At 40.6% G+C, this 20,808-nt stretch carries 22 protein-coding genes; all 22 read left to right on the top strand.

The features are described from left to right. The first annotated feature begins 20 nt into the window (after positions 1 to 20). A complete protein-coding gene (locus tag IL355_RS11655) occupies positions 21 to 587 on the top strand; it encodes a helix-turn-helix domain-containing protein (protein ID WP_192462299.1) in 567 nt (188 codons plus the stop codon). A gap of 122 nt (positions 588 to 709) precedes the next feature. Next, positions 710 to 1,081 (top strand): ArsR/SmtB family transcription factor, encoded by a 372-nt coding sequence (locus IL355_RS11650; protein ID WP_192462298.1) that lies wholly within the window; start codon positions 710 to 712, stop codon positions 1,079 to 1,081. A gap of 12 nt (positions 1,082 to 1,093) precedes the next feature. Then, the gene (gene merTP / locus IL355_RS11645) at positions 1,094 to 1,717 is read left to right on the top strand and encodes a mercuric transport protein MerTP (protein ID WP_192462297.1); all 624 of its coding nucleotides are present in this window, start codon (positions 1,094 to 1,096) and stop codon (positions 1,715 to 1,717) included. Then, entirely contained in the window at positions 1,718 to 3,064 is a 1,347-nt protein-coding gene (locus IL355_RS11640) for a dihydrolipoyl dehydrogenase family protein (RefSeq protein ID WP_192462296.1), read from the top strand. 9 nt (positions 3,065 to 3,073) lie between these two features. After that, positions 3,074 to 3,298 carry a GDCCVxC domain-containing (seleno)protein gene (locus tag IL355_RS19215; protein WP_225621215.1) on the top strand — a complete coding sequence of 75 codons (225 nt, stop codon included), beginning with the start codon at positions 3,074 to 3,076 and terminating at the stop codon, positions 3,296 to 3,298. Between the two features lie 25 nt (positions 3,299 to 3,323). Next, on the top strand, positions 3,324 to 3,704 hold the full coding sequence (locus IL355_RS11635) for a metal-sensing transcriptional repressor (RefSeq protein WP_225621214.1): 381 nt from the start codon (positions 3,324 to 3,326) through the stop codon (positions 3,702 to 3,704). Between the two features lie 68 nt (positions 3,705 to 3,772). After that, positions 3,773 to 4,042, top strand: coding sequence for a thioredoxin family protein (locus tag IL355_RS11630; protein WP_192462294.1), 270 nt, complete (start codon positions 3,773 to 3,775; stop codon positions 4,040 to 4,042). A 2-nt stretch (positions 4,043 to 4,044) separates the two neighbouring features. Next, entirely contained in the window at positions 4,045 to 4,659 is a 615-nt protein-coding gene (locus IL355_RS11625; RefSeq protein ID WP_192462293.1) for a mercuric transporter MerT family protein, read from the top strand. Positions 4,660 to 4,813: 154 nt separating this feature from the next. Continuing rightward, positions 4,814 to 7,072, top strand: coding sequence for a heavy metal translocating P-type ATPase (locus IL355_RS11620; protein WP_192462292.1), 2,259 nt, complete (start codon positions 4,814 to 4,816; stop codon positions 7,070 to 7,072). A 20-nt stretch (positions 7,073 to 7,092) separates the two neighbouring features. After that, positions 7,093 to 7,311: a heavy-metal-associated domain-containing protein gene (locus IL355_RS11615; RefSeq protein WP_192462291.1), complete on the top strand. Its 219-nt coding sequence runs from the start codon at positions 7,093 to 7,095 to the stop codon at positions 7,309 to 7,311. Positions 7,312 to 7,459: 148 nt separating this feature from the next. Next, on the top strand, positions 7,460 to 8,035 hold the full coding sequence (locus IL355_RS11610) for a ferredoxin reductase domain-containing protein (RefSeq protein WP_317175494.1): 576 nt from the start codon (positions 7,460 to 7,462) through the stop codon (positions 8,033 to 8,035). A 375-nt stretch (positions 8,036 to 8,410) separates the two neighbouring features. Next, a complete protein-coding gene (locus tag IL355_RS11605; RefSeq protein WP_192462290.1) occupies positions 8,411 to 9,742 on the top strand; it encodes an MBL fold metallo-hydrolase in 1,332 nt (443 codons plus the stop codon). A 339-nt stretch (positions 9,743 to 10,081) separates the two neighbouring features. Next, positions 10,082 to 10,447, top strand: coding sequence for a four-helix bundle copper-binding protein (locus IL355_RS11600; protein WP_192462289.1), 366 nt, complete (start codon positions 10,082 to 10,084; stop codon positions 10,445 to 10,447). A gap of 127 nt (positions 10,448 to 10,574) precedes the next feature. Continuing rightward, complete coding sequence (locus IL355_RS11595; protein WP_317175496.1) at positions 10,575 to 10,805, top strand: heavy-metal-associated domain-containing protein; 231 nt, start codon at positions 10,575 to 10,577, stop codon at positions 10,803 to 10,805. Between the two features lie 83 nt (positions 10,806 to 10,888). Then, a complete protein-coding gene (locus IL355_RS11590; RefSeq protein WP_192462288.1) occupies positions 10,889 to 11,452 on the top strand; it encodes a DUF305 domain-containing protein in 564 nt (187 codons plus the stop codon). 72 nt (positions 11,453 to 11,524) lie between these two features. Further along, positions 11,525 to 12,796 carry a PQQ-dependent sugar dehydrogenase gene (locus IL355_RS11585; RefSeq protein ID WP_192462287.1) on the top strand — a complete coding sequence of 424 codons (1,272 nt, stop codon included), beginning with the start codon at positions 11,525 to 11,527 and terminating at the stop codon, positions 12,794 to 12,796. Between the two features lie 114 nt (positions 12,797 to 12,910). After that, positions 12,911 to 13,219 (top strand): DUF6660 family protein, encoded by a 309-nt coding sequence (locus IL355_RS11580; RefSeq protein WP_192462286.1) that lies wholly within the window; start codon positions 12,911 to 12,913, stop codon positions 13,217 to 13,219. A 124-nt stretch (positions 13,220 to 13,343) separates the two neighbouring features. Further along, the gene (locus IL355_RS11575; RefSeq protein WP_192462285.1) at positions 13,344 to 17,711 is read left to right on the top strand and encodes a CusA/CzcA family heavy metal efflux RND transporter; all 4,368 of its coding nucleotides are present in this window, start codon (positions 13,344 to 13,346) and stop codon (positions 17,709 to 17,711) included. Between the two features lie 4 nt (positions 17,712 to 17,715). Continuing rightward, positions 17,716 to 18,915 (top strand): efflux RND transporter periplasmic adaptor subunit, encoded by a 1,200-nt coding sequence (locus IL355_RS11570; RefSeq protein WP_192462284.1) that lies wholly within the window; start codon positions 17,716 to 17,718, stop codon positions 18,913 to 18,915. Positions 18,916 to 18,918: 3 nt separating this feature from the next. Next, positions 18,919 to 19,557, top strand: coding sequence for a cation diffusion facilitator family transporter (locus IL355_RS11565; RefSeq protein WP_192462283.1), 639 nt, complete (start codon positions 18,919 to 18,921; stop codon positions 19,555 to 19,557). After that, a complete protein-coding gene (locus tag IL355_RS11560; protein WP_116772171.1) occupies positions 19,554 to 19,976 on the top strand; it encodes a Fur family transcriptional regulator in 423 nt (140 codons plus the stop codon). The genes IL355_RS11565 and IL355_RS11560 overlap by 4 nt, the downstream gene beginning before the upstream one ends. 19 nt (positions 19,977 to 19,995) lie before the next feature. After that, the gene (locus IL355_RS11555; RefSeq protein WP_192462282.1) at positions 19,996 to 20,787 is read left to right on the top strand and encodes a cation transporter; all 792 of its coding nucleotides are present in this window, start codon (positions 19,996 to 19,998) and stop codon (positions 20,785 to 20,787) included. Positions 20,788 to 20,808 lie beyond the last annotated feature (21 nt).

The raw sequence follows: 20,808 nt of genomic DNA, 5'->3' as shown, positions 1-20,808 counted from the left end.
AAGGGTTAACATAGGATCAAATGAGCAATACTATCCATATTAAAAACATGGTCTGCCCCAGATGTATATCCGCGGTTTCCGAAATTTTGGTAGGATTGAACATTGATTACAAAGCTGTCAAGTTAGGAGAAGTAGAATTGGTTTCGATGCTCAATGAATTCGAAAAAAAATCTTTGCAAAAAAAGCTACAAAATGCAGGATTTAGTTTGATTGACGACCGTAAAAGTCAGCTTATCGAGCAAATGAAGAATTTGGTAATTGAGAAGATACATTATTCCAATGAAAAGACCGAATTAAAATGGGCAGATATTGTTACTGGCGAACTTAACTTGGATTATAAATATTTAAGTTCCCTATTCTCGTCGGTAGAAAGCATCACGTTCGAGCAATACATCATCAACCAAAAAATTGAACGTGTAAAAGAACTCATTGTCTATGATGAATTAACCTTGAGTGAGATAGCTTTTCAATTACATTATAGTAGCGTTGCGTACTTAAGCAATCAATTCAAAAAAGTAACAGGAATGACACCCACGCAGTTCAAGAAATCTGTGACAAAAAACCGAAAATCCTTGGATGAGATTTAATTAAAGAACATTAAAAAACAAAGGTTGTTTAAAAGTTCAAAGTTACTTGTTCCGTTATTATTTAAGTATTTGCTTAAATAATATAATAATGATATATTTGCAGCCACTTTAAATCAAAAAAGATGAGCTTGGAAATAACTTGTACACGGAACGAAGCAGACAAGAAGCAAATATCGAGATGCAAGGAAACCATAGAGAATTCTTCAGGTAGCTTAGAAGCAATAAGCAAAATTTTGTCTCTTGCGGGAAGCGAGGTACGACTGAAAATTCTATTCCTATTGAACATAGAGAATGAACTGTGCCCTTGCGATATTGCGGACATTCTTGAAATGAGTGTTCCTGCCGTATCCCAACATATCCGTAAAATGAAGGATGCAGGAATTATTATATCGAGACGTGAAGGGCAAACATTATATTATTCGTTGGTAAAGAGTGAGGACAATGTTTTGAATGGAATTTTCAATTCAATTTCGACAAGAAAGAAAACAGCTTAGAAATTTTATATTATGGCACCGAATAAAACCTCAAACACCGCGGCCTATACTGGCATTTTTACCGCAGTTGTAGCATCAATATGCTGTATAACCCCTGTTTTGGCACTAATTGCCGGAACAAGCGGAATCGCATCTACCTTTTCTTGGATTAAACCATTTAGACCCTACCTTATTGCTCTGACCATTATTGTCGTGGTGTTTGCCTGGTATCAGAAACTGCGACCGAAAGCACAGGAAGAAATAGATTGCGCCTGTGAAGATGATGCGAAACCATCATTTTGGCAATCCAAACACTTCTTGTTGATAGTAACACTATTCGCCGCATTGATGCTGGCCTTTCCGTACTATTCCAACCTATTTTATGCACAGCCCACCAAGGATATCGTCTATGTCTCTCAATCGAATATCAAAAAGCAGACTTTTGAAGTCGCTGGAATGACCTGTGCAGGTTGTGAGGCACACGTAGAAAATGAAGTCAATAAATTGGACGGAATTATTTCGGTCAAAGCCAGCTACGAAAATGCCAACACCATAGTGGAATTCGACAAGACCAAAACCGATTTGACCGCAATCCGAAAAGCTATAGAAAGTACCGGCTATAAAGTTGTCGAGAAAACCACTAAAGAAAATAAGTAGATGAAAAAATATGATGTTTTCATTATTGGTTCGGGTATGTCCGGTATGACAATCGCAAATAAATGCGCTTCAAAAGGTCTTTCGGTGGGCATTACTGATGAACTACCTTATGGTGGCACCTGCGCCCTACGAGGCTGTGACCCAAAAAAAGTGATTATCGGTGCCACCGAAGTACGCGACTTCGCCAAAAGACTTAAAGGGAAAGGCATTGATACCATTCCGAATATCAACTGGAAGGATATAATGGCGTTCAAACAGACCTTTGTCGATGAAATGCCGAGGAAAATAGAAAAGGGGTATAAGAAGAACGGCATCGATACCTTTCACAGTTCCGCTACGTTTATAAATGAAAATACCTTAAGTGTAGGTAACGAGACCATTCAAGCTGATAAAGTTGTAATTGCGTCAGGTTCAAAACCAAAAGTTTTAGATTTTGAAGGCGGACAGCTTGCGAAAACGAGTACGGATTTTCTAAACCTTAAGGAATTACCCCAATCCCTGCTTTTCATCGGTGGTGGATATATCGCCTTTGAATTCGCTCATATTGCCGCACGTTCCGGTGCCGAGGTAACAATAGTACATCGAGGCAAACGTCCATTGGAAAACTTTGACAAGGATATTGTAAAACATTTGGTTGATGCCACACGTAATTTAGGTGTCAAGCTCGTTCTTGAAACCGAAGTTTCTAAAATTGAATGTAAAGATGGTAACTACATAACCACAGGAATTTCAAACGGAAAGGAAACTAACTTCAAATCGGCAGAAGTATTTAATTCTGCTGGTCGTCCCCCAGCCATTTTTGATTTAGAATTGAAAAAAGCAGGTATATCCTTCTCAAAAAAGGGGATAGAGGTCAACGAATACCTTCAGAGCACATCGAACGCGAACATATATGCAGCTGGCGATGCAGCGGACTCAAGAGGATTGCCCCTAACACCCGTAGCTGTTTTGGAAGGACACGTCGTAGCTTCAAATATCATTAAAGGAAATAAGAAAAAAGTCAGTTATCCCCCAATGCCTTCCGTAGTTTTCACTTTGCCCACTATGGCAACCGTTGGCCTATTGGAAGATGATGCCAAAGAAAAAGGATATGATATCAATGTCAATTTTGAAAAAGTGGATAATTGGTTCAATGCGAGACGCCTGAATGTGGATGAATATGCTTATAAAACAATCATCGATAAAAATAATAATACCATTTTGGGTGCGCATCTGATCGGACCTCATTGTGAGGAAACCATCAATCTTTTCGCAATGGCGATAAAGACTAAGATGACCATAAGCGATTTGCGAACAATGATATTTTCATATCCTACAATGGCATCTGACCTAACCTATATGCTCTAACTATTATTTATGGAAATTACAATATTAAAATCTACGATCACCTGCCCTGAATGCGGCCACAAAACAGAAGAAGAAATGCCGACGAACGCTTGTCAATTCTTTTACGAATGCGAGAATTGCAAAGAAGTATTAAGACCAAACGAGGGAGATTGTTGTGTATTCTGTTCTTACGGTACTGTGGCCTGCCCACCAATTCAAGAAAATAAAAGATGTAATAATTCAAGTTGTTGCTAAACATTATAATGGACAAATTATGAATATGGAACAGCACAAATTACCCACTGATTTAATCTTGGATATAAAAACAAGATTAAAAACTTTGAGTGGTCAATTAAGCGGCATTGTTAAAATGCTTGATGAAGGAAAGGACCCCGAACAAATAAACATACAGTTCAAATCCATCGATAAGGGGATTCAAAAAGCACATTACTTACTGCTGGATGAAGTCTATCGAAAATCGCTTGCTATTGGAATTGTAAAGGCCGTGGACTCTTGCCCAGGAAATTGTGGCAATGAAGATAAAATTGAATATTTAAAAAGTGAATTCCCTAACTTGGAATTATCTGATTTGACCAATCGCTTAAAAGAAATCCAAATCATTGAAACCAGATTAAAAAACTACAACGAAAAAAATGTCTAAAAAATTTTGGTGACCCCCTACCTCACGTTCTCATCTTTGTTCCATTATTAATTTAAACTTTAAATAAGATGAAACGACAAATCGAGATTTTTACAGCAGGTTGCCCAGTATGCGAGCCTGTGGTGCAATTAGTAAAAGAGACAGCAGGAAAGGACTGCGAAATCACATTTCATAATCTGTCTGAGCAATGCGAAAGTAAAATATGTGTTTCAAAAATGAAGGAATATGGGGTTACAAGAGTTCCTGCCATTGCTGTTAACGGAAGACTGCTGAATTGCTGCACCAAAATCGAAATCACAAAAGATGATTTGGTAAAGGCTGGAATAGGAAGTTATTAGGTATGGCAATTACTAAATGGAACAAAAAAGCATCTATGGGGACTGCTGTATTTTTAGCAGTTTCCCTTAAACTATGCTGCTGGGGTCCTTTGCTACTTACAAGTGTAGCTGGTATTAGTGGAAGTTCTGTCTATTTTTCTTGGCTTATTGCCTTGAAACCTTATCTGTTGGTTATAGCATTTTTGTCATTGGGACTGGCCTTTTATCAGGTTTATAAAAAAAAGAAGGTGGACGATTGTGGTAACTGTGATATGGCTAAGCCATCATTTTTTAAGTCGAAATTATATTTGTGGTTGGTTACAGTGTTTGTTGTTGTAATGACATTGGTTTCTTATTATCCACAAGTATTTCATTCAACGGAGAAAGTAGGAATTGTTGCATCAAACAATACCGATATTCAAACTGTAAAGTTGAATATTGAAGGGATGGTATGCTCGGGTTGTGAAGAAAACATCAACCATTCGGTAATCAAAATTGACGGGGTTGCAAATGTATCTACGTCTTTTGAAGAAGGGACTTCAATTATAGAATTTGATACCACTAAAACGAATATCGATGAGATAAAAAAGGTCATCCAATCAAAAGGGTATTTGATTACAAATACTAAAGACCGATAGACACGTCCCCATTATGATTATAAGAGACATAAATTATTCCAATTGGGTAGTAATAATTCGTGAAGAGTAAATTCTACAAATCATTCAGCATATAACGTAACACATTACAGTCTTTTAATCCTGAAATTTGTAACATACAAATAAGAACGGATTTATGGAGACAATCAACATATTTGAAACCAAAGAAAAGAATACTAAAAAAGGAATAAAGGAATCATTCCCTGTTACAGGAATGACTTGTGCCTCTTGTGCAGCGAGTGTTGAATCTGTATTAAAACACACAGAAGGTGTGTTTGATGCAAGTGTTAATTTTGCCAATAGTTCCGTTCTTGTGGAATATGACAAGGAGTTGAGTCCAAATCAACTTCAAAACGCGCTTCGTGAGGTCGGTTACGATATTATAATTGATGCCGCAGACCCTTCGGAAGTACAGCAAGAACTTCAGCAAAAGCATTATCAGGACATAAAAAACCGAACCATCTGGTCGGCGATACTTACGCTACCCATTTTTGTGTTGGGAATGTTCTATATGCAATGGGAACCAGGCAAATGGATTTCATTGGTATTGGCCTTTCCAATTCTTTTTTGGTTTGGGCGCAGTTTTTTCATCAATGCCTTCAAGCAGGCCAAACACGGTAAAGCAAATATGGATACCTTGGTGGCGTTGAGTACCGGAATCGCCTTCCTCTTTAGTGTATTCAATACCTTTTTTCCTGAATTTTGGTTAAGTCGTGGCATCGAGCCTCACGTATATTACGAAGCGGCTACCGTGATTATCACCTTTATTTCCTTGGGGAAACTATTGGAAGAAAAGGCAAAATCAAATACATCTTCAGCCATTAAAAAACTAATGGGGCTTCAGCCTAAAACCCTTAAAATTATTGAGAATGGGGAAGAGAGGGAAATCCCTATTTCATCCGTACAGGTGGGTCAGACCATTTTGGTGCGTCCCGGAGAAAAGATTCCGGTGGATGGCGAAGTTTCCAAGGGAAGCTCGTATGTAGATGAAAGTATGATTACGGGAGAACCTGTTCCAGTTCAGAAATCCCAAGGGGAAAAGGTATTCGCCGGTACGGTTAATCAAAAAGGAAGCTTTCAGTTTACCGCTGAAAAAGTAGGCGGGGAAACCCTGCTTTCCCAAATTATTAAAATGGTTCAGCAAGCACAAGGGAGTAAGGCACCCGTTCAAAAACTGGTCGATAAGATTGCTGGTATTTTTGTTCCTGTGGTACTCGGTATTTCCATTGTCACCTTCATCGTCTGGATGTCAGTAGGAGGCGATAATGCCTTTTCACAAGCCTTATTAACTTCTGTGGCCGTACTGGTTATCGCTTGTCCCTGTGCCTTGGGCTTGGCAACGCCTACTGCCATAATGGTGGGTATCGGCAAGGGCGCTGAAAACAATATTTTGATAAAGGATGCCGAAAGTTTAGAACTCGGCCATAAAGTGAATGCAGTAATCCTGGATAAAACAGGTACCATTACAGAAGGAAAACCATTGGTAACCGATATACTCTGGAACGATAAGCTTGAAAATCAAAATGAATACAAGGAAATTCTCTTGGCTATCGAAGGGCAATCAGAACATCCTTTGGCAGAAGCAGTCGTTAATCATTTGAAAGAGGAAAATATTGAACAAGCAGAAATTACTTCCTTCGAAAGCATTACCGGAAAAGGTGTAAAGGCGCAACAGCAGAATGGTTCAAAATATTATGTGGGCAACCATAAACTAATGGTCGAAAAGAATATTCAAATCGAAACTACTTTAATGCAAACAGCAGAAAGTCTCGAAGAAAAAGCAAAAACAGTCATATTCTTTGGTAACGAAAATCAAGTGCTCGCGATACTGGCCATTGCAGACAAGATTAAAGAAACTTCAAAAAAAGCTATAGCTATGCTTCAAGAAAGAGGCATTGAGGTCTATATGCTCACGGGAGATAACAGTAAAACCGCATTAGCTGTTGCAAATCAGGTAGGAATAACAAATTACCAAGGCGAAGTAATGCCTTCGGACAAAGCGGCTTTTGTCGAGAAATTACAGGCGGATGGAAAGATAGTAGCTATGGTTGGCGATGGGATTAATGATTCCCACGCTTTGGCACAGGCGAATGTAAGCATTGCAATGGGTAAAGGATCCGATATCGCAATGGATGTAGCAAAAATGACCTTGATAACGTCAGATTTACAATCCATCCCCAAAGCATTGGAACTATCCAAAAGAACAGTTTTGGGCATACGTCAGAACCTGTTTTGGGCATTTATTTATAACATCATCGGTATTCCAATTGCAGCGGGAGTTCTGTATCCCGTAAATGGGTTTTTATTGGACCCGATGATTGCAGGTGCAGCAATGGCATTCAGTAGTGTATCCGTAGTAGCAAATAGCTTAAGACTTAAACGAGTAAAACTTTAATAATAAATAAATTCAATACTATGAAAACTTTAAAATTTAAAACAAATATCAATTGTGGTGGGTGTGTATCAAAAGTAACCCCTTTTTTAAACAAACAAGAAGGTATAGAAAGTTGGGAAGTAGATACCGCCAATCCTAATAAAATCTTAACCATTGAAAGCGATGGTGCAACCGAAGAAGACGTAAAATCAACTTTGCAAAAAGTGGGATTTAAGGCGGAATGCTTAAATTCAAATTAACCTCAGTAACAAAGTATCTACCTGATAGATACAATTTTTGTGCGTCAACAATTAGATGTATACAATCAATCTTGGTTTTTTTCAAAACCTATCTTCCAATGGAAGCTTTCCCACTAAAAATTGGAAAAGAAATTTGAAGACAGGAGAAATGAAAAAGCATATCGTAAAAATCAAGTCCATAGGGTTCATCAATTACAATATTCTTCAAATAGTTACGGAAAAGCCGGAAAACTATGATTTTGAACCAGGACAGGCCACTGAAATAGCAATTAACCAAAAGGATTGGAAGGAAGAGAAAAGACCCTTTACCTTTACAAATTTGCCAAGGGAAGACGATTTGCAGTTCACTATTAAAGTATATCCCTCACATGACGGAGTAACCGAAAAGCTCTCAAAACTGAAAGTTGGGAACGAACTTGTTCTGGGAGAAGTTTTCGGAGCTATCCAGTTCAAAGGAAAAGGTACTTTTTTGGCAGGTGGTGCTGGGATAACTCCGTTTATTGCGATTTTCAAATCGTTAGAATATCAAAACGAAATGAATCGTAATTCATTGATTTTTGCCAATAAAACAGAAAAGGATATTTTTCTTAAGCAAGAATTTGAGACGTTACTTGGAAGAAGAAACTCAAAAGTATCCCACAGGTCATATAGACGAGGACTTTTTGAAATCTACCATAACAGATTTTTCACAGTATTTCTATGTTTGCGGCCCACCGGAAAATGATAGAGAGTGTTACTGAAGATTTAAAAAGTTTAGGCGTTGCTGCCGAGAAGGTGGTTATTGAGGATTATGATTAATTTTTAATGCGGTGGTTCGGTATAAGTTTTCCTGTACCATGATACTGTATTGATAGTTTTTAAAGTAGTGTCATCGCATTAAAAATCAACTCATTTGCGATAAACGATACCTACTCAAAACTCTATTTTAAAGCGTTGCCTTATCATATACCTTGAACATTATCTTGCTCAAAATGCTTCTGGTTCAGGGAAAATATTGAATAATGCATTCAAAGCCGAATTATAATCAATTTGAAAGTGAAGATTAAAATCACTGTACCACCTCGGTTTTTGGTACAGATATGTCTCGAAGAACCTAAAAATGAAAACAAAACAATTTGAATACAAACCACTGGCACACTATTCCTATGCGCTGGTAAGCCAAGGGAAAATGGCTGTTATTGACCCAGAACGCGATCCGATGCAATATTATAGTTATGCCAAAGAGCAAAATGCAAAAATAATCGCCATTTTCGAAACGCACCCGCATGCCGATTTTGTGAGTTCACATCTACAAATCCATGAAGAAACAGGAGCAACGATTTATACCAGTAAGAAGACGGGGGCCGATTACCCCTACAAACCATTGGATGAAGGCGATACTGTCAAAATCGGCAATATACGGCTGCGAGTCCTCAATACTCCCGGGCACTCGCCCGATAGTATTACCTTAGTTGCCGAAGAAGGCTATGAAACGATTTTGTTTACCGGCGACACCTTGTTCATAGGCGATGTGGGACGCCCAGATTTGCGCGAAAAAGCGGGTAATATTACCGCCAAACGACAAGACCTCGCTGAGATGATGTATGAGACCATACAAGACAAATTCAGCCACCTGCCCAATGATGCGGTGGTATATCCGGCACATGGTGCCGGTTCGCTTTGTGGCAAGAATTTAAGTGAGGATAGTAGCAGCACATTGGGCGATGAACGAAAAGATAACTGGGCCTTCAAGCAGCAGACCAAGGAGGAATTCATTGATATGATTTTGGACAATCCACCTTTTATTCCCTCTTATTTCGGATTTAACGTGGATATCAATAAATCCGGTGCAAAAAATGTACGGCAAGCCATTGCGAAGGTTCCTTTTAAAATGCATGAATCCAAAAAAGGTCTAATTGTGGATACACGGTCGGCAAAGCTATTTAAGGACGGACATCTTCAAGACAGTATAAATGTACAGGCTGCCTCGGAGGACAATCCATTCGAGACTTGGCTGGGTTCCATTGTTGAACCGAAGGAAGAATTTCATTTGGTCATCGACGAACCAGCAACTTTGGGATCCGTTCTTGATCGAGTCGCAAAAATCGGTTATGAAGCACAGCTCATATCGGTCATTACCTTAGAAAAGAAAGACTTGGTAAAAAGCAAAGAACTGAACCTTCAACATTTTAAAGAGCAGCCCGATGATTATACAATTGTGGATGTTCGGAACAAAAGTGAGGTTAACGAAGGGAAAATTTTTGAAAGCGCATTATCCCATCCATTAAACAAGTTGCGCGATACCGCAGCGAAAATACCAACGAACAAACCAGTGGTGGTTCATTGTTCGAGCGGATATCGGAGCGCAGCGGCGAGCAGCATCCTTTTAAAACGGATTAAGGACGTAGAAGTCTACGATTTGGGCGATGCCGTCGAAGGTTTTCAGGATTGATGTTGTTGCTGATAATTTTTAAAATAATGAACCTGTCTAGATAAAAGCTTTTCAATTCTGTTGATAATCTTATGAAGAGCAGTTATTTCCCCAAAGCTTTATAAAAATATATTCCCAACTTTTTACCTCGCCCCAAAGAATAGTTCAAACATCAAATTCGATCCTGACCTCCACGGCAGAACTATTTTAATATCTCTTAGCAGGTTTTTTAATAGAATTAAAAATGAATTCTTTTACGGCAACCCTGTGCGGGTTCGAATGATATTTTTAATAAAATTTTAGGATAGGTGTCTATTTAAATTCGTTAGGCCAGACATCGGATAAATCTTAGAAACAATTATGGATAATTCAATAACAGTAATAGAAACCCTTAACAATTGCGTTGTTAAGTGTAATCGTTGTGCCGATGCCTGCTTGGATGAAGATGACATCGCCTCTATGGTAGACTGCATTCGTGCCAATCGCGTATGTGCCGAAATTTGCAATACGACCGCGAAGATACTGGCCACTACCTACAAAGACGTTGGCGACCTGATAAAATATTGCCATAGGCTCTGTATGTCATGTGCCACAGAGTGTGAAAAACACGAACACCAACATTGTTTGGAATGTGCGGAAGCCTGTAGAAAATGTGCGGCTGCCTGCAAGGACATGTTAGTGAAATATGAAACCTCAAATATACAGCAAGATGAAAATTATTTTTAATGCTGATCTCCTGTTTGGAAGGTAAAAAGAAGCGGAACGAATAGGTAAATACACAGCAATAAACAAGGTGTGGGAAAGCGGCCGTACGCGCACAGTTCAATCAAGAGTTTAAAGACGGTACGACCAAATAAAATTCAAGAAAATAAAAAAAACATATTCAATCGAAGGGATGAGCTGCAACGGATGTCGCGGCCATGTAGAAAAATCACTTTTAAACGTAACGGGCGTTGCCGATGTATCGGTCGATTTGGAAGACGCAGAAGCAACCGTAGAGTCACAGTATGAGGTGCCACTGAATAATTTACAGGAGGCACTGCAAGATAGCCAGTATTCGATAAAGCCACAGAAAGTCGGATAAGGAAAAAGTCATCACATAACGCTTTTAAGAATTTAATTTTAAATATTCAAGAACCTAACTATTAATTGATAGAACCTAAAAAGATGGAAAACAAACAACAAAACGGCAACAACTACGGTAAATTTTTCGCGATGATCGCTACCGCAATGGTAGCAATGTTCTTTTTAATGTATACCCATTCGTACCAAATCATTGATCATTTCTGGTACAGCGAAACCCGATTTTTCATGACGTTGATCATGGCCGGTTCCATGATTATCATAATGCTCCTCTTTATGTTGAATATGTACAAAAAGCGGGGAGTAAACATAGCAATAATCGGATTGGGTATCCTATTGATAGCCGGTGGTATCGGTTTGGTCAGAAGTCAGGTTACCGTCACTGGCGTTGATTATATGGAAGGCATGATTCCTCACCATTCCATCGCCATTTTGACAAGTGAGCGGTCTCAAATTAAGGATATACGCGTAAGGAAACTTGCTGACGAAATTATAAAGGCACAACGTAGGGAAATTATGGAAATGGAATGGCTGATCAACGATATCAAAGAAAATGGTCTAGTAGAAACAGAGGACGAACGGAAAAACAGGCCCTTACCAAAGTTTGAAGGAAAGTTAGACGAAGAAACACGAAACCTGACTGAATAGCTAGATTACTTTGGCTTGGAAAACGAGGAGGGTTGATTTTGATTTGACTTCCAACAGGCAAATTCGCACATTATGAGAACTTTAGCAGTAATTTTTAGCCTTACTATATTCGCTTACGGCTTGGGGCAGGATAAAGCGATAGACTCGCTTCCCGAACCGTTCGCTACGAAATCCGTTTCGAACTTTTCAAATGTTCTAGGCTGGGAAAATGGGAGAACGCCCAAAGCACCGGTAGGTTTTACCGTTACTAAATACGCCGATGGTTTCGAGAATCCGCGTTGGTTGTACGAACTGCCCAATGGCGATATTTTGGTTGCACAGGGCAATTCGAACTATGGTTTCTTTAAACGCATCGGTGCATGGCTTATCGGTGTTGGAAAATCAAAGAATCTCGCCCGTAGTGCCGACTTGATTACCCTGCTCCGTGATACCGATAACGACGGAAAGCCCGATGTTCGGGAAACCTTTCTTCATGATGGCTTGAACCAACCTTTCGGTATGCTGCTTATTGGAGGTTCTTTTTATGTGGCGAACACCGATGCATTGATGCGTTATCCATATAAAGAAGGACAGATGAGCATTGCAGCCAAAGGAGAAAAAATAGCAACGCTGCCCGCTGGAAAGGCCAATCAACATTGGACGCGAAACATCATAACGAACGGAGACGAATCGAAAATCTATATTGCTGTGGGAAGTGGGAGCAATATTGCGGAGAAAGGTATAGAAAAAGAATTGTTGAAAGCCAACATTTTACGCTGCAATATCGATGGTTCAGAATTGGAAGTATTTGCTTCTGGTCTTCGAAACCCCGTAGGTATGGACTGGGAACCCGAAACCCAAGTATTATGGACAGTTGTCAACGAACGCGATGGATTGGGCAACTTCCTGGTGCCCGACTACCTGACCAGCGTTCAAGAAGATGGTTTTTACGGATGGCCTTATACCTACTTCGGACACGAAGACCCTAGAGTTAAAATCGAAAAGCCCACGAGAAGGGGCGAAGCCTTGATTCCGGATTATGCCTTAAAATCTCACACTGCTTCCTTAGGATTGGTCTTTTATGACGGAAATAGTTTTCCGGAAAAATATCACGGAGGGGCCTTTGTCGTTCAGCACGGCTCTTGGAACAAAAAGAAACTATCGGGGTACAGAGTTGTGTTTATACCCTTTGAAAATGGAAAGCCCTCAGGACCCGAAGAAGATTTTCTGACCGGTTTTATCGTCGATCCCCAAGAGGATGAAGTGTACGGTAGACCAGTGGGGGCGATAGTTACCCAAGACGGGTCATTATTGGTAACCGATGATAAAACGCATACGATCTGGCGGATAAGTGCTAACGACTAAAGTTTTTACCTTTAATGTCTAATATTTTAAATTAATAGCGGTGTTACCAACATTACCCTTTTTTGAAGACTTCTTTGCAACACAGTTGCACTATAATTCTTTTATCTTTGCATCATGAAATTTTTAGCGATCATATTATCCATCTACTTTCTGGCACTCAATTTTATGCCTTGCAGTGATACAGGTGTTATAGAAAACGATACGCAAACAGTTTCTGTAATGGACTTCGATGGCGAACACGGTCAAGACTGCCAACTGTGTTCCCCATTCTGTCAATGCCATTGTTGCCATTCACACACCATCGACTTCGGTTTGGCTATTTTTGAACCCATCGAGCCTACTATTTCGCATGAAAATTTTGTCCACTCCGATAGTTTGGGCAAGGATATTACACTTTCCCTTTTTCAGCCACCACAGGTATAATTCAGTTTTATAGGATAACTATATCCTGTTTTGACGTGTCCATCTATTGGATTCGTCAACATTGTGCATTGCATTTTATTCAATGTGCTCAACAAGAATTTCAACTGAATTAACATCCTTATCTATGATTAACAGAATCATTGATTTTTCAATCAATAACAAATTTATAATCGGTCTGCTCACGCTGGCATTGATTGGTGCTGGCATATACAGTATGACCCAGGTCCCTATCGATGCCGTACCCGACATTACCAATAATCAGGTACAGGTCATCACACAATCGCCCAATCTGGGAACGGAAGATATTGAGCAATTCGTAACCTATCCCGTCGAAGTTGCAATGAGCAACTTGCCCAATGTAAAGGAAATTCGTTCGGTGTCCCGCTTTGGCCTTTCCGTAGTAACCGTCGTTTTTGACGATGATATGGGTACCTATTTACCGCGTCAACTTGTTTCTGAAAAACTGACCGAAGTACGTGAACAAATCCCAGAGGGTTTTGGACAGCCAAGTATGGGGCCAATTTCAACAGGTTTGGGGGAAGTGTACCAATATACCTTAAAGGTAGAACCTGAATTTGAAGATAAATATTCATTATCCGATTTACGTACAATGCAAGATTGGATTGTGCAACGGCAAATGGCAATGGTGCCTGGTGTTGTAGAAATTAATGCCATCGGCGGAAAAATAAAGCAATATGAGGTGGCCGTCGACCCTAATGAATTAAAGGCAATCGGCCTTACTATTACCGATGTGTTCGAAGCATTGGAAGCGAACAATAAAAATACAGGTGGTGCGTACATTGAGAAAAACCATCAGGCGAACTTCATTCGAGGTGAAGGTTTGGTGCGAAGCCTTGATGATATTAAAAAAATCGTCATTAAAAATGAAAATGGTGTGCCCATTACCATAAGTGATGTTGCAGATGTGCGCTTTGGTTCTGCCGTGCGCTATGGGGCTTTGACGCAGGACGGCGAAGGTGAGGTCGTTGGCGGTCTTGTTATGATGCTCAAAGGGGCAAACTCAAACGAGGTTATTGTACGTGTGAAAGACCGGATGGCCGAAATACAGAAATCCCTTCCTGAAGGGGTTGTCATTCAGCCCTTATTGGATAGAAGTAAGCTTATAAGTGAAACAACCGGCACGGTGCGTAACAATCTACTCGAAGGTGCGCTTATCGTGATTTTCGTACTTGTTTTCCTTTTAGGAAACTGGCGTGGTGGTCTTATTGTGGCTTCGACTATCCCTTTATCGCTATTGTTCGCTTTTATACTAATGAACGTTTTTGACGTATGGGCGAACTTGATGAGTTTAGGTGCTATCGATTTTGGTATCATCGTAGATGGGGCGGTCATCATCGTGGAAGCCAGCGTATTCTTAATGGGAAGCTACATCCTAAAAAAGAAGTCTTTAAACAAGGAAAAACGTGATGAGATAGCCGCAAATGCATCAAAGAAAATGATGAATGCCGCCTTCTTTGGGCAATTGATAATTCTAATTGTGTTCTTGCCCATACTGGCTTTGGAAGGCATCGAGGGCAAAATGTTTAAACCAATGGCGCTCACATTCATATTTGCAATGATTGGTGCTATGTTTCTTTGCCTGACATACGTTCCAATGATGTCCGCACTATTTTTAAAACCGCCCAAGACGGAAAAAAAATCTTGGGGCGACCGTTTCGTGCATTGGGTACAGCGGAAGTATGAACCACTTTTGGTCAAGACTTTAAACAAGGGAAAATGGATTGTGGGTATTGCCGTCGCCATATTTGCCCTAACCGTTTTTATGTTTACAAGAATGGGTGGCGAATTCATTCCCCAACTGGATGAAGGCGATATTGCATTTCACACCATACTTAAACCCGGAAGCTCACTAAGCGAAACGATTGAGACCACTACTAAAGTTGAGCGTATCATAAAGGCCGAATTTCCGGAAGTTGAGAAAATTGTAAGCCGTATCGGTGTGGCCGAAGTGCCCACAGACCCGATGCCAATGGATTTCGCTGATGTATTTGTTATTCTAAAACCCCAAGACGAATGGGTGTCTGCCGATGATAAGGATGAACTTATTGATAAAATGAAGGAAGCGGTAAGTATTATCCCGGGCGTCAATTATGAGTTTACCCAACCTATCGAAATGCGCTTTAATGAACTGTTAGAGGGTATTCGAGAAGATGTTGCCATCAAAATTTATGGTGAGGATATCGATGTGCTTGCTGCAAAAGCGGATGAGATTACAAAAATCATTGCAGGTACTCAAGGTATAGGCGATATGAGGGCAGAAGCAACTTCTGGACTGCCCCAAATGACCATTAAATACAATCGTAACAAGCTGGCTCAGTATGGGGTGAGTGTTGACCAGCTGAATACAATGGTACAGTCCGCTTTTGCGGGCGGATATGCAGGGGTCATTTTTGAAGGCGAAAAGCGTTTTGACTTGGTCGTTAGACTCGATGAAGAAAACCGTACTGACATCAACGACATCAGAAATCTGTACATCAATTTGCCCAATGGCTCACAGATTCCGCTTCAAGAACTGGCTGCTATTGAATACACACCTGGTCCTATGCAAATCAGTCGGGACAATACCAACCGAAGAACCTACGTAGGTGTAAATGTGCGCGGACGTGATGTGGAATCCTTGGTCAACGAGATTAAGGATAAACTGGACGCAAATCTTGAATTACCACCAGGCTATTTTATTCGGTATGGTGGTGCATTTGAAAATCTCGAAAGAGCAAGCGAGCGATTACAGACTGTGGTCCCCATTGCTTTACTGCTCATTTTCATTTTGATTTATTTCGCATTAAAATCTTTTCCGCAAACCTTGATGATTTACTTGGCAATCCCGATGGCGACCATTGGCGGTGTATTCGCACTATGGCTCCGGGATATGCCTTTCAGTATTTCCGCAGGGGTCGGCTTTATCGTCCTCTTTGGTGTTGCCGTCCTGAACGGACTGGTAATGATTAGCGGCCTGAATGAGTTGAAGGAAGAAGGCGTGACCAACTTGAAAGACCGTATTGTGGAAGGTACGAAACGCCGGATACGCCCCATTATGCTTACAGCCTTTACCGATATCTTAGGATTTCTTCCGATGGCGATATCAGCATCGGCAGGGGCTGAAGTGCAGCGACCCTTGGCAACTGTGGTTATAGGTGGATTGATAACTTCAACACTCTTGACGCTATTTATCCTTCCCATCTTTTACCAATGGGTCGAGAAACGTTCGGAACGGAAGAAGAAATTTAATCCAAAATTTGTTACCGCAACAGCCGTGGTCTGTCTTTTGTTTACTTCCGCTATCGCGCCTGCCCAGAGCGCAGTCGAAGGGAAAGCACAACAAGTCCGACCGCAAGATTCTTTACCGGTTATTTCATTGGATAAAGCTGTAGAAATTTCCAAGGAAAACTATCCGTTATTGAAGACGAAACAGTTGGAAATTCAACGACAGAATGCACTTAAAGGTGTTGCTTATGATTTTGGAAAAACGCAAGTTTTTACGGGCGGCGAAGAAATTGCAGATGGTCAGGGTATTTATACTTTAGTTGGTGTCGGGCAACAAAATATCGACCTCTTGGGTATAGGTGCTAATAAGCGACTGCAAAAACAACGAATTGCTTTGGCCGAAACCGCTCTCGACCTGTCTGAATTGCAAGTGGAACAGGAAGTAAAAAAGGCGTGGTCGCAGGCATACCAACAGCGACAAAAATTTGAACTGTACCGCGAGCTGGATTCCATTTATTCACAGTTTGAAACGGCAATCCAACTCAACTTTGAGGTGGAAGCCATTTCAAGATTGGAATATTCATCGGCAAAAAACCAAGCGTTGCAAATCAGTAATAAATTGCAACAAGCAGAAAGCGATTATGCTATTGCGTTGCAAAAGCTAAATCTTTGGCTGGCAACAGACATTTTTTATTCTGTACCAGATGCATTTGAAGAAAGTGAGGTGGCTGTATTGGGATTGGATGCGGATTTAGAAAGACATCCCGAGCTGGAATTTTCGCAAAGGCGCATCGATGAAGCCGAAGCAAACTATAATGCCGCTCGTGCCGAGCTACTTCCTAAATTAAACCTGCAAGGTGGATTGCAACAGGTAAACGGCGATAGTGGATTTTACACCTATCAGGCAGGCATTTCAGTCCCGTTGTTTTCGGGCGCACAGCGTAGTCAGGCCAAGGCAGCAAAAATCGATAGCGAAATCGCAAGGACAAATGCAGATTTTATCCAACGCCAACTGCAATCTGAATTTAAGCAGGCTGTACAAGGCTACCAGAAGTGGAAAACATCTTGGCAGTTTTACAGGGATAAAGCTCTGCCACTTGCAGAAGAACAGCGTAAGGGCGCGTTACTCGCCTACAAGGAAGGTGCGGTGGATTATGCTTCATTCACACAGATTATACGTGATGCCATAAACACCGAAATGGATGCGCTCGATGCGCTTGACAATTATTTAGATGCCTTGTTTGAACTACAATACTTTCAAAACTAAAAAGATGAAAAAATTAAAATATTTACCGATTACCGCAATGCTTACGGCATTCACAATAATTAGTTGTGGCGAGTCAAAAACCGAAAGCGACCACGTTGATGCAACACATTCAGAAACAGAAGAAAATCACTCTGAAGAGGAAGATGAAATAGTTACACTTACTGCAAAACAGTATGATGCACTACAAATGAAAGTCGATACGCTTGCCCAGCGCAATATGAGTGGATATGTGGAAGCCAACGGACAACTGGAAGTTCCGCCACAAAATGAAGCGACCATCACTACGGTTGTTGGTACCAACGTAGTTTCCATCGAGGTCATCGAGGGCGATAAGGTCAATAAAGGTCAGACTGTGGCCTATTTGTCTCATCCCAATATCATACAGAAACAGACGGATTACCTCAATGCACATAGCAATAGTCAGTTTCTCAAAAAAGAATACGAACGCCAAAAAACTCTTTATGATGCAGGTGTGGGCAGCGGTGCCAATTTCCAAAAAGCAGAAGCGGAATATCAAGCTTCACGAAGTATGGTGAACGGTTTGGAAGCACAATTACAACAATTAAATGTTAGTGCATCAGGTGTGAGAAATGGCACTATTTATCAAAGGGTTGCGCTACGAAGTCCTATTCAAGGCTTTGTGGAAAAAGTAGCCGTTAAAACAGGACAATATGTAGAACCTCAAACCGACCTAATGGAAATCGTGGACATCCATCACGTACACGCCGATTTGATGGTATTTGAAAAAGACGTGTACAAAGTAAAGGAAGGACAAACCGTGCGGTTCAATGTCCAATCCATTCCGGGAAAGGAACTTACAGCCGAAATCTATTCCGTAGGAAAAACTTTTGAGCAGAACCCCAAAGCGATACACGTACACGCCGAAATCGAAAATAAGGAAGGCAACCTGATACCGGGAATGTACATTCAAGGGCGCATCCAAACCGACAATACAATGACCACGGCAATTCCTGAAAGTGCCATCGCAGCCGATGGCGAAAAGTCCTTTGTGTTTACAGCAAAAAATGAAGGCGAGGATTGGAAGTTTATGCCCGTGGAAATCACAAAAGGAACTCACGATGGCGAATGGATTGCCATTGATTTTTTGACCGAACAAGAGCCGAATACCAAGTATGCCTTTAATAACGCCTACTATTTAATGGCGGAAATGAAAAAAGGGGAAAACGAGGAAGAAGCACATTAAGAGATGAAAGAAACAAGAAAACAAAATCTAAAACAAGCAAGAACACTTCAAATTTGGAATGTCATCTATGACATTATCGAGGTGGTCGTATCACTTATAGCGGGATTCACGGCAAACAGTTCCGCCTTGATAGGCTGGGGACTGGACAGCACTATTGAAGTCATAAGTGCGGGAACACTCGGTTGGCGATTGCACGGCGAAATCAAGGGTCTGGATGAAAAGCGTGTAGAGCGAAGAAAGATGACAACACTTTACGTCATCGCCATATCATTTGCCCTTATCTGCATTTTTATATCCTATGATTCCATTTCAAAATTAATAAGTCAAGAAACAGCATCTTGGTCCACGTTGGGCATTGGGATACTGATAGTTTCCTTAGTAGTGAACCCCATTCTGATTTACTACAAAAGAAAATACGGTCATAAATTGGATAGCCCTGCCCTGTTGGCCGATGCCAAGGACACTTTTATTTGCCTTTATCAGACTGTGGTGGTCCTAATAGGCCTATTGCTCGTAAAATGGCTGGGCTGGTGGTGGGCTGACCCTATTGCAGCATTATTGATAGTGCCATACGCGGCAAAAGAAGGTTGGGAAGCCTATTCCAAAGCACAAAAAATCAAAAACAGCATCGATAAGAAATGAAAGAAATAGAAAAAAGATTGATTGACAATGGGGTTCGCCCAACGGCAATGCGCATATTGATTTATAAGTATATGGCCGATAGGGATGCCGCCATCGCCCTGACTGATATTGAGAATGCTTTCGCAAAAGCGGATAGAACCACATTGTACCGAACCCTAAAAACGTTTGAAGAAAAAAACGTGGTGCATCACATAGATGACGGAACTGGAATCTCTAAATACGCACTTTGTGAAGAAGGCTGTAATTGTGAAATAGAACAGGATTTGCATTTACATTTCCATTGCACTAACTGTGACGAAACGGTTTGTTTAACGGAACAAAAAATCCCGCATATCAATTTGCCCGATGGATATTTGGCAGAGGATGTTAATCTCGTGGTTACGGGAATATGTGAAAAATGTAGCAGTAATTTACTTTAACAAACAAATTAGATTGATTTTGAAAAAAAGCACTTTTATAATAACTAAAATGGACTGCCCTTCAGAAGAGCAGATGATTCGGATGAAGTTAGAGTCTTATGCTCAAGTAAAACACTTGGATTTTGATATTCCTAACAGAAAATTGGAAGTATATCACGTGGACGACGTCAAGGCGATACAAACGTCTATAGCCAGCTTAAAACTTGGGGATTCCTTAGAAGGAACCACAGAAGCCGAACCACCCGTAATGGAAGACCAATCCAAACAAAAAAGAATCCTATGGTGGGTCTTGGGCATCAACTTTGGCTTTTTCGTTATCGAAATGACCACTGGTTGGATTTCTTCTTCGATGGGTCTAGTGGCAGACTCATTAGATATGCTGGCAGATTCCATCGTATATGCATTAAGCCTATTTGCGGTAGGCGGTGCCATTTCAAGAAAAAAGAAGGTTGCGAAATACAGCGGATACTTTCAGATGGCATTGGCAATACTTGGGTTTGCAGAGGTCTTGAGAAGGTTTTTTAGCAATACCGAAACGCCCCTGTTTCAATGGATGATTATAGTTTCAATTTTCGCATTGGCAGGTAATTTGATATCGCTCTGGCTCATCAACAAGGCAAAGAGCCAAGAGGCTCATATGCAGGCAAGTGCCATTTTTACATCCAATGATATTATTGTCAATGGTGGTGTTATAGTAGCTGGGGTGCTGGTTTATTTTCTGAATAGTAAATGGCCCGATTTAGTGATTGGCGGGATCGTTTTCACTTTTGTAATGCGCGGTGCATTGAGAATACTGAAATTATCGAAGTAGTTTTTAAAATGATATCAAACT

It is taken from the genome of Euzebyella saccharophila, assembly GCF_014855495.1.
Taxonomy (GTDB): domain Bacteria; phylum Bacteroidota; class Bacteroidia; order Flavobacteriales; family Flavobacteriaceae; genus Euzebyella; species Euzebyella saccharophila.
Note: the sequence above shows the minus strand (reverse complement) of the source record. Positions and strands in the feature narration are given on the sequence as shown.